Source organism: Pseudomonas sp. SDO5591_S426, from assembly GCF_054070755.1.
In genome coordinates, this window is the sequence record NZ_JBSVXD010000265.1 from 1 (window position 1) to 6,199 (window position 6,199).

The 6,199-nt window shown below is 60.0% G+C and carries 6 protein-coding genes; 3 read left to right on the plus strand and 3 right to left on the minus strand.

Going from position 1 to position 6,199, the window contains the following annotated elements; translation table 11 throughout:
* The first annotated feature begins 144 nt into the window (after window positions 1–144).
* The 3 genes from ACW9JC_RS28040 to ACW9JC_RS28050 all read left to right on the plus strand — a co-directional run bounded on the left by ACW9JC_RS28040 (window position 145) and on the right by ACW9JC_RS28050 (window position 3,137).
* Entirely contained in the window at window positions 145–1,182 is a 1,038-nt protein-coding gene (locus ACW9JC_RS28040; RefSeq protein ID WP_448106966.1) for an NADP-dependent oxidoreductase, read from the plus strand.
* 62 nt (window positions 1,183–1,244) lie between these two features.
* Window positions 1,245–1,847 carry a recombination mediator RecR gene (gene recR / locus ACW9JC_RS28045; RefSeq protein WP_457459096.1) on the plus strand — a complete coding sequence of 201 codons (603 nt, stop codon included), beginning with the start codon at window positions 1,245–1,247 and terminating at the stop codon, window positions 1,845–1,847.
* 141 nt (window positions 1,848–1,988) lie between these two features.
* A complete protein-coding gene (locus ACW9JC_RS28050; RefSeq protein WP_457459098.1) occupies window positions 1,989–3,137 on the plus strand; it encodes an acyl-CoA dehydrogenase family protein in 1,149 nt (382 codons plus the stop codon).
* A gap of 88 nt (window positions 3,138–3,225) precedes the next feature.
* Here the strand turns inward: ACW9JC_RS28050 and ACW9JC_RS28055 are convergent, their stop codons facing one another.
* The 3 genes from ACW9JC_RS28055 to hemN all read right to left on the minus strand — a co-directional run bounded on the left by ACW9JC_RS28055 (window position 3,226) and on the right by hemN (window position 6,065).
* Window positions 3,226–3,774: an adenine phosphoribosyltransferase gene (locus tag ACW9JC_RS28055; RefSeq protein ID WP_419711194.1), complete on the minus strand. Its 549-nt coding sequence runs from the start codon at window positions 3,772–3,774 to the stop codon at window positions 3,226–3,228.
* An 80-nt stretch (window positions 3,775–3,854) separates the two neighbouring features.
* Window positions 3,855–4,589 (minus strand): fumarate/nitrate reduction transcriptional regulator Fnr, encoded by a 735-nt coding sequence (gene fnr / locus ACW9JC_RS28060; protein WP_416128871.1) that lies wholly within the window; start codon window positions 4,587–4,589, stop codon window positions 3,855–3,857.
* 93 nt (window positions 4,590–4,682) lie between these two features.
* On the minus strand, window positions 4,683–6,065 hold the full coding sequence (hemN, locus tag ACW9JC_RS28065; RefSeq protein ID WP_457459100.1) for an oxygen-independent coproporphyrinogen III oxidase: 1,383 nt from the start codon (window positions 6,063–6,065) through the stop codon (window positions 4,683–4,685).
* Between the last annotated feature and the right edge of the window lie 134 nt (window positions 6,066–6,199).

Consider the following 6,199-nt stretch of genomic DNA (forward strand, 5'->3'; position numbering starts at 1 on the left):
ATTCGCGGCGCTCGCAGAACCTGTGGGAGCGGGCTTGCCCGCGATGAAGTCGCCCCGGTCTGACTGAATAAACATCGAACGCCATACCGCCACAAAGGTCTGCTCCCTATATCACCAACCCCATTGATCAAAGGAGACGCTGCCATGTCCGACCCCATGACCCTCAACCAACGTATCGTCCTGGTCTCACGCCCGGTGGGCGCGCCGACGCCGGAGAATTTCCGCCTGGAGCGGGTCGCATTGCCCGACCTGACTGATGGCCAAGTGTTGCTCAAGACGCTTTACCTGTCGCTGGACCCCTACATGCGCGGACGCATGAGCGACGCACCGTCCTACGCCGCTCCGGTAGAAATCGGCGATGTAATGACCGGTGGCGCTGTCAGTCGCGTCGAGCGCTCGCTCAATCCCAAGTTTCAGGAAGGCGATCTGGTAGTGGGCGCCACGGGGTGGCAAAGCCACAGCATCAACGACGGTCGCAGCATCATGCCGGTCCCGTCCGGGTTGCCGAGCCCGTCGATGGCCTTGGGCGTACTCGGTATGCCGGGCATGACCGCCTACATGGGTTTGATGGACATCGGTCAGCCGAAGTCCGGTGAAACCCTGGTGGTCGCGGCGGCATCCGGCGCCGTGGGTTCGGTGGTCGGGCAAGTGGCGAAGATCAAGGGCTTGCGCGTGGTCGGCGTGGCGGGCGGCGCGGACAAGTGTCGCTATGTAGTTGAGGAACTCGGTTTCGATGCTTGCATCGATCACAAGAGTTCGAGCTTCGCCGATGAACTGGCGCAGGCATGCCCAAATGGCATCGACGTCTATTACGAAAACGTCGGCGGCAAAGTGTTCGACGCGGTGGTGCCGCTGCTCAATCCCAAGGCGCGGATTCCGTTGTGTGGCCTGATTGCTTCCTACAACGCCAGCGAAGCGCCGAGCGGCCCCGATCGCCTGCCGCAATTGCAGCGCACGCTGCTGACCAAACGTGTACGTATTCAGGGTTTTATCGTGTTCGACGACTACGGCGACCGTCAGCCGGAATTCGCCAGCGCCATGGCCCCGTGGGTGCGCGATGGCAAGGTGAAATTCCGCGAAGACGTGGTCGATGGCCTGGAGAACGCGCCGCAAGCGTTCATCGGTCTGCTGGAAGGACGCAACTTCGGCAAACTGGTGGTGCGGGTCGCATCAGCTGAATAATTGACGCTAAACAGAGGCGCGGGTATAAACCGCGTCTCGTTGTTTTGTCGGACTTTTTCCCCATGAGCTTCAGCCCTTTGATTCGCCAACTGATCGATGCCCTGCGAGTTTTGCCAGGCGTGGGTCAGAAAACCGCCCAGCGCATGGCATTGCAGTTGCTCGAACGTGATCGCAGCGGCGGCTCGCGACTGGCGCTGGCCCTGAGCCAAGCCATGGAAGGGGTCGGTCACTGCCGTTTGTGCCGCACGCTGACCGAAGATGACCTCTGCCCGCAATGCGCCGATAACCGCCGTGACGACAGCTTGCTGTGCGTGGTGGAAGGACCGATGGATGTCTACGCCGTGGAACAGACAGGTTTCCGTGGCCGCTACTTCGTGCTCAAGGGGCATTTGTCGCCGCTCGATGGATTGGGGCCGGAGGCCATCGGTATTCCTCAGTTGATGGCGCGGATCGGAGAGGCGGGTACGTTCGCGGAAGTCATCCTCGCCACCAACCCGACTGTGGAAGGTGAAGCGACGGCTCACTACATCGCGCAGTTGCTCAGCAGCAAAGGCCTGATCGCCTCGCGCATTGCCCATGGCGTGCCGTTGGGCGGTGAGTTGGAGCTGGTGGATGGCGGGACGCTGGCGCATTCGTTTGCCGGGCGTAAGCCGATTTCGTTGTAACGGCAAAAGATCGCAGCCTTCGGCAGCTCCTACAGAAAAACATCAATCCCTGTAGGAGTTGCCGAAGGCTGTGATCTTTTAATCTTGTAAACCAAGCAAGCGCTCGGTTAACTTCGCTGAACCCTTCAGTGGAGTTCGCCGATGCCTGCCTTTCAGGAATACTTCGACCCCGGCCACCAATTGGTCCGCGACAGCGTCAGACGTTTCGTCGAGCGCGAGATACTTCCGGACATCGACCAGTGGGAAGAAGCCGAAAGCTTTCCCCGTGAGCTCTATCTGAAGGCCGGTGCGGCGGGGATTCTCGGCATCGGCTATCCGGAAGCGCTCGGTGGCAGTCACGAAGGTGATGTGTTCGCCAAGGTCGCCGCCAGTGAAGAGTTGATGCGTTGTGGCTCCGGTGGTCTCGTGGCGGGGCTGGGGTCGCTGGACATCGGTTTGCCGCCGATCCTCAAGTGGGCCAGGCCTGTGGTCCGTGATCGTGTGGTGCCGCAGGTACTGTCCGGCGAGAAAATCAGCGCCCTGGCCATCACCGAACCTGGCGGCGGTTCCGACGTCGCCAACCTGCAAACCCGCGCTGTGCGTGACGGCGATTTTTACCGGGTCAGCGGCAGTAAAACCTTTATCACCAGCGGCGTCCGTGCGGATTACTACACCGTCGCGGTGCGCACCGGCGAGCCGGGTTTCGCCGGCGTCAGCCTGTTATTGATCGAGAAGGGCACGCCCGGTTTCACCGTGGGGCGGCAGTTGAAGAAAATGGGCTGGTGGGCGTCGGACACCGCCGAACTGTTCTTCGACGATTGCCGGGTGCCTGTAGGACATTTGATTGGCGCCGAGAACATGGGCTTCGCCTGCATCATGGGCAACTTCCAGAGCGAGCGTTTGGCATTGGCCCTGATGGCCAACATGACCGCGCAACTGGCACTGGAGGAAAGCCTGAAATGGGCGCGAGCGCGTGAAGCCTTTGGCAAACCGATCGGCAAGTTCCAGGTGATCAAGCATCGACTCGCCGAGATGGCCACGGCACTGGAAGTCTCAAGGGAGTTCACCTACCGGCAAGCCGCGAAAATGGCGGCGGGGCAGAGTGTGATCAAGGAGATTTCCATGGCCAAGAATTTTGCCACGGACACGGCGGATCGGATCGTTAACGACGCAGTGCAGATATTGGGCGGCTTGGGTTATATGCGCGAAAGCCTGGTGGAGCGGCTGTATCGGGATAACCGGATTCTGTCGATCGGCGGGGGGACGCGGGAAGTGATGAATGAAATCATCAGCAAGCAGATGGGGCTTTAGAAGCAAAAGATCGCGGCCTTCGGCAGCTCCTACATTGGAATGCGTGCTCTTGTAGGAGCTGCCGAAGGCTGCGATCTTTTGATGTTTGTTATTTATCGGTCAACGCAAACTGCGTCAGGCAGAACGTCGGAATGCCCATGTCTTGCAGACGCTGCGAACCACCCAGCTCCGGCAGGTCGATGATCGCCGCCGCTTCATGAACCTTTGCACCCATGCGACGAATCAGGTTCGCCGCCGCGATCAGCGTGCCGCCAGTGGCGATCAGGTCATCGAACATCACCACCGAATCGCCCTCGCACAGGCTGTCGGCGTGCACTTCGAGGAAGGCTTCGCCGTACTCGGTCGCATAACCTTCAGCGAGGACATCGGCCGGCAGTTTGCCTTGCTTGCGGAACAGCACCAGCGGTTTGTTCAGCTGATAAGCCAGTACTGAACCGATCAGGAAGCCACGGGCATCCATCGCGCCGATGTGGGTGAAATCGGCCTCGACGTAACGGTGGGCGAAGCTGTCCATCACCAGGCGCAGGGCGGTGGGCGACTGGAACAGCGGGGTGATGTCGCGAAAGATCACGCCCGGCTTGGGAAAGTCGATCACGGGGCGGATGAGGGATTTGATGTCGAAGGAGTCGAAGACCATCGTCGTGGTGTCCTGGCAGGGCTGCAAACGACGCATTATAACGGCGGCTGAACCGTTTCGCTCAGCCGCAACAGCTTGTTTCAGCTTTCCAGGGAACCACCGGCCAGGGCGCAGAGCTGGATCGGGTCGAGGATGCGGATTTCCTTGCCTTCGGCGGCGATCAGTTCGTTTTGCTGGAAGCGCGTGAACACCCGCGACACGGTTTCCACCGCGAGGCCCAGGTAGTTGCCGATTTCGTTGCGCGACATGCTCAGGCGGAACTGATTGGCCGAGAAACCCCGGGCGCGGAAACGCGCGGACAGGTTGACCAGGAAGGTGGCGATGCGCTCGTCGGCGGTTTTCTTCGACAGCAGCAACATCATCTGTTGATCGTCGCGGATCTCGCGGCTCATGACGCGCATCAATTGACGGCGCAACTGCGGCAATTGCAGCGCCAGTTCGTCGAGGCGTTCGAACGGTATTTCACACACCGAGGTGGTTTCCAGCGCTTGTGCCGACACCGGGTGCTTTTCGGTGTCCATGCCCGACAGGCCGACCAGTTCGCTCGGCAGGTGGAAACCGGTGAGCTGTTCTTCACCGGCATCGCTCAGGTTGAAGGTCTTGAGTGCGCCGGAGCGTACCGCGTAAACCGAGTCGAACGTGTCGCCCTGGCGGAACAGAAACTCACCCTTTTTCAATGGGCGGCCACGTTTGACGATCTCGTCCAGCGCGTCCATGTCTTCCAGATTCAGCGAAAGTGGCAAACACAGCGGGGCCAGGCTGCAATCCTTGCAATGGGCCTGGTTATGAGAGCGCAATTTTACTGGCTCGGACATTTCTTCAATCCTTGTGGGAAAACACACATAAGACGTAAGGGTAACCCAGCGGAGGACATTGAGGCCAGTACACGGCGCTTTTGTCGCAGGCCGCTAGATCACCCGGGAAAAGCGTTGGCGGCTGTGTTGTTCCAGGTACGCATCAAACACCATGCACACCGAGCGCACCAGCAAACGGCCGGCAGGCAACACGATGATTTTGTCGCGATCCAGCTCAATCAGGCCGTCCTTGGCCATGCGCTGTAACTGCGGCCAAAGTTCGCCGAAATAGCCCTGAAAATCGATATTGAAGGCCTGTTCGATATGAGCAAATTCGAGGCTGAAGTTACAGATCAGTTGCTGAATCACCGCACGGCGCACGCGGTCATCGGCGTTGCACAGCAGGCCGCGGCTGGTGGCCAGTTGCGCAGAGGCCAAGGCGTTCTGGTATTGATTCAGGTCGCTGCTGTTCTGGCAGTACAAGTCACCGATCTGGCTGATCGCTGAGACGCCGAGCCCGATCAGATCGCAATGGCCATGGGTGGTGTAGCCCTGGAAATTGCGTTGCAGGGTCGACTCTTCCTGGGCGATCGCCAGTTCATCGTCGGGCAGGGCAAAGTGGTCCATGCCGATATAGCGGTAACCGGCGGCGGTCAGTTGCTCGATGGTGCGCTGGAGCATTTCCAGTTTCTGCGCCGGCGTCGGTAGCTCGTTGCTGTTGATCCGCCGTTGCGGCATGAAGCGTTCCGGCAGGTGCGCGTAGTTGAACACCGAGAGCCGGTCCGGTTGCAGGCTGATGACTTCCTCGACGGTGCGGGCGAAGTTTTCAGGGGTCTGCTTCGGCAAGCCGTAGATCAGGTCGATATTGATCGAGCGAAATTGCAGGGTCCGCGCGGCATCGATCACCGCGCGGGTTTCCTCCAGGCTTTGCAGACGATTGACCGCACGCTGCACGGCCGGGTCGAGGTCTTGCAGGCCGATACTGACCCGATTGAAACCCAGTTCGCGCAGCAGACCCATGGTCGACCAGTCAGCCTCGCGCGGATCGATCTCGATGCCATAGTCACCGGAGTCATCGTCGAGCAGGTTGAAGTGTTTGCGCAGGTGCGCCATCAACTGACGTAGTTCGTCGTGGCTGAGAAAGGTCGGCGTGCCGCCGCCGAAGTGCAGTTGCTCGACTTTTTGCGCAGGGTCGAGGTGGCAGGCGATCAGCTGGATTTCCTGCTCCAGGCGCTGCAAGTAGGGCAGGGCCCGGCCGCGATCCTTGGTGATGACCTTGTTGCAAGCGCAGTAGTAGCAAATGTTCGCGCAGAACGGCACGTGCACGTACAGCGACAACGGACGCTGCACCTTGCGGCTGTCGCGCAGGGCGTGAAACAGGTCGAAGGTGCCGATCTGACCATGGAATTGCACGGCGGTCGGGTAGGAGGTGTAGCGCGGTCCCGCCAGGTCATAACGGCGGATCAGGTCGGTGTCCCAACGAATGGCGTCGAGCATCATGCGGGCATTCCCCCGGATAGGCTGGCAGTGTCGGCCAGTCTAGGGGTGGGAGTAATTTGGCATCTTGATTTGCATCAATCGGTAGGAAGATCAAAAGATCGCAGCCTTCGGCAGCTCCTACATTCGAATGC